The organism is Blautia sp. HCP3S3_H10_2 (assembly GCF_052122375.1).
GTDB lineage: Bacteria > Bacillota > Clostridia > Lachnospirales > Lachnospiraceae > Blautia_A.
In genome coordinates this window covers 1-2,721 of record NZ_JBQKCL010000036.1, presented here as the reverse complement: position 1 = coordinate 2,721, position 2,721 = coordinate 1, and the positions used below count along the sequence as shown (strand labels likewise).

The 2,721-nt window shown below is 43.6% G+C and carries 3 protein-coding genes; all 3 read left to right on the top strand.

The features are described 5' to 3' along the window. The first annotated feature begins 95 nt into the window (after positions 1–95). The 3 genes from istA to ACTQWB_RS18560 are packed head-to-tail and all read left to right on the top strand — an operon-like array spanning position 96 to position 2,625. Positions 96–1,652 (top strand): IS21 family transposase, encoded by a 1,557-nt coding sequence (gene istA, locus ACTQWB_RS18570; RefSeq protein WP_441502905.1) that lies wholly within the window; start codon positions 96–98, stop codon positions 1,650–1,652. Further along, positions 1,649–2,437, top strand: coding sequence for an ATP-binding protein (locus ACTQWB_RS18565; RefSeq protein ID WP_441050441.1), 789 nt, complete (start codon positions 1,649–1,651; stop codon positions 2,435–2,437). The genes istA and ACTQWB_RS18565 overlap by 4 nt, the downstream gene beginning before the upstream one ends. Beyond that, positions 2,434–2,625 carry a mobility-associated LCxxNW protein gene (locus ACTQWB_RS18560; RefSeq protein ID WP_441050440.1) on the top strand — a complete coding sequence of 64 codons (192 nt, stop codon included), beginning with the start codon at positions 2,434–2,436 and terminating at the stop codon, positions 2,623–2,625. The genes ACTQWB_RS18565 and ACTQWB_RS18560 overlap by 4 nt, the downstream gene beginning before the upstream one ends. Positions 2,626–2,721: the final 96 nt, after the last annotated feature.

The window sequence follows — 2,721 nt, the reverse complement described above, 5'->3', positions numbered from 1 at the left end:
CACGCTTTCCGCTGCATAGTGCATGGACATAGATTAGTCCTATAATGAAGATGGCACACATATGTGTGACTATCATTTATAGGAGGTCGATAACCATGGTTGATTATCGAGAGATTCTGAGGCTTGATAACCTCGGATACACCAAGAAGGACATTGCATCCAGTGTACACAGTTCCAGAAACACCGTTTCTGAAGTCCTGACACTAGCTGGGAATCTTCATGTTTGCTGGCCATTAGATGACGATGTCACTAATCAGTCTCTGGAAAGTTTGTTTTATCCGGGACGGAATAAGGATAATGAGGAACGTCTTATGCCTAATTATCCTAAGATTCACAGGGAACTCGCCAAGAAAGGAGTTACCCTTACGCTTCTCTGGACGGAATACTGTCTGGAAGCCAGTGCAGCTGGGAAAAAACCGTACATGAGCACACAGTTCAATGATAACTATCGTAAGTGGGCTTGTATCACCAAGGCGACGATGCGTATTCAGCATAAACCTGGTGACGAAATGGAAGTAGACTGGGCTGGTGGCACTATTGACATTTATGATGAAGTTACAGGAGATATTTCTCCTGCCTATCTGTTCATAGCCGTGCTCCCATGCAGTCTTTATGTATACGCAGAACTTTGTCCAAACATGAAGTCTGATACCTTTATCAACTGCCATGTACATGCCTATGAATACTTTGGTGGTTCCACCCGCTTATTAATCCCGGATAATCTCAAAGCCGGTGTTACTAAGAATACTCGGTACGTCACCGTAATTCCGAGAGCATACAAGGAAATGGCTGACCATTATAATACTGCAATCGTACCGGCCAGAGTGAAACATCCGGACGATAAACCGAATGCAGAAGGATCTGTTAAATATGCCACCACATGGATCCTGGCAGCATTACGTAATTATCATTTCTTTTCCATTGAAGAAGCAAAAACGGCAGTTTCTGAGAAACTGGAAGAACTCAATCTCCGTCCATTTAAAAAGAGACTTGGAAACCGACGTTCTGCTTTCGAAGATGAAGAAAGAGAGTTTATGCTGCCGCTTCCCAAAGCCCCTTATGAACCAGCAGTCTGGTCCGCTGCAAAGGTTCAAAACGATTATCTCATAAGTGATGGAATCAATAAATACTCTGTTCCTTTCGATTTGATTGGAGAACAGGTAGATATTCGCTTAACCAGTGCTACAGTGGAGGTGTTCTATCATGGTGGACGTGTCGCTTCTCATGTGAGGAAGACTACTCCTCAAAGGGATCCCATTTGTATCAGGGAACATATGCCACTCAATCATCAGAAGTACCTTTCCTACAATCCGGATGAGTTTGTACACTGGGCCGAGGGCATTGGAACACATACATTAAAAACTGTAAATCATTTCCTCTATTCCGAAAAAGAACCGGAACAGGGATACAAGTATTGTGTTGGCTTAATGAAGGCTGCCGAAAAGTATGGTGACAGTCGAATTGAAAAAGCTTGTGAAAAGCTTCTGACTGTTACGGTGCAGCCATCACTAAGGAGTATCATTACAATCCTTAAAAACGGACAGGATAAGTTAACATCTGATTCAGATTCCTCTAGTCAAGCATGCCGGAAAAGAAGCAATGGTATTACCCGCGGCATCTCGGCATACAGAAACGGAGGTGAAGTAGAATGATTAACGCATCTACCTTCGAAAAACTGAAGGCACTGAACTGTAGTGCCATGGCTGATGAATTTCAGAATCAGCTAAACGATTCAAAGTCTTACAACCCATTGGGTTTTGAAGAACGACTTGGATTTCTTGTTGACGCAGAATGGAACAGGCGCCAGGCGAATAAGTTGAAAAATCTAATCAAACGGGCAGCGTTCACTGTTTCGTCAGCATGTATTGAGGATATCGAATACCTTCCTGATCGTAAGCTTGATAAAGCACAGATGCTTCGCTTTTCGACCTGCCAATACATCAACGAAGGACATCATATCATCCTAAAGGGAGCCACCGGATCCGGTAAAACATACATCGCATGCGCTTTGGGCAATGCAGCGTGCCGTAAATTCAAAACAGTAAGATATATCAGAATGCCTGAACTGTTAGATGAGTTGTCACTCTCCAAACAGGACGGCACTTACCGAAAGGTAATCAATGCTTACTGCAAGACAGAGCTTCTCATCATTGATGAATGGTTGATTCGAAAGCTGTCTACCCAGGAAAGATATGATCTTCTTGAAATCATTGAGAAAAGAGTCAACAGTCCGAAAGGTTCCATGATTCTTTGCACACAGTACAATGATGAGGAATGGTATGGCCGTATTGATCCTGAATACGATGAAGGAAGCCCTGTTGCAGAGGCCATCATGGATCGTATTACAAACAATGCATATGATGTTCTCATTGAAGGAAAAGTCTCAATGAGAAAACGTCATGGCTTGAAGGCAAAAACGGAAGGAGGCATTTCATGATGAAAGAATGTCCCTTCAATTCACGTGGCAAGTGTGATATCTGGGTTGATTACCAGGTCACATGTGTTGCATTACAGGAGGCAGAGGAACTATGTTCTTCCAACTGGAAGGAAATCAGTTACCTGCTGGACAGGGTTGAACTACTTGAGGCTCGATTAACCGAAGCCGGAATACCTATACCTGAATAATCATCCATGCACTGATGACCGGAAAGCGTGCACTGTATCGGCGGAAGCCATGCACTGAAACGCCGTGCAGTGTGCTCTATCTGGTCGGTATATACA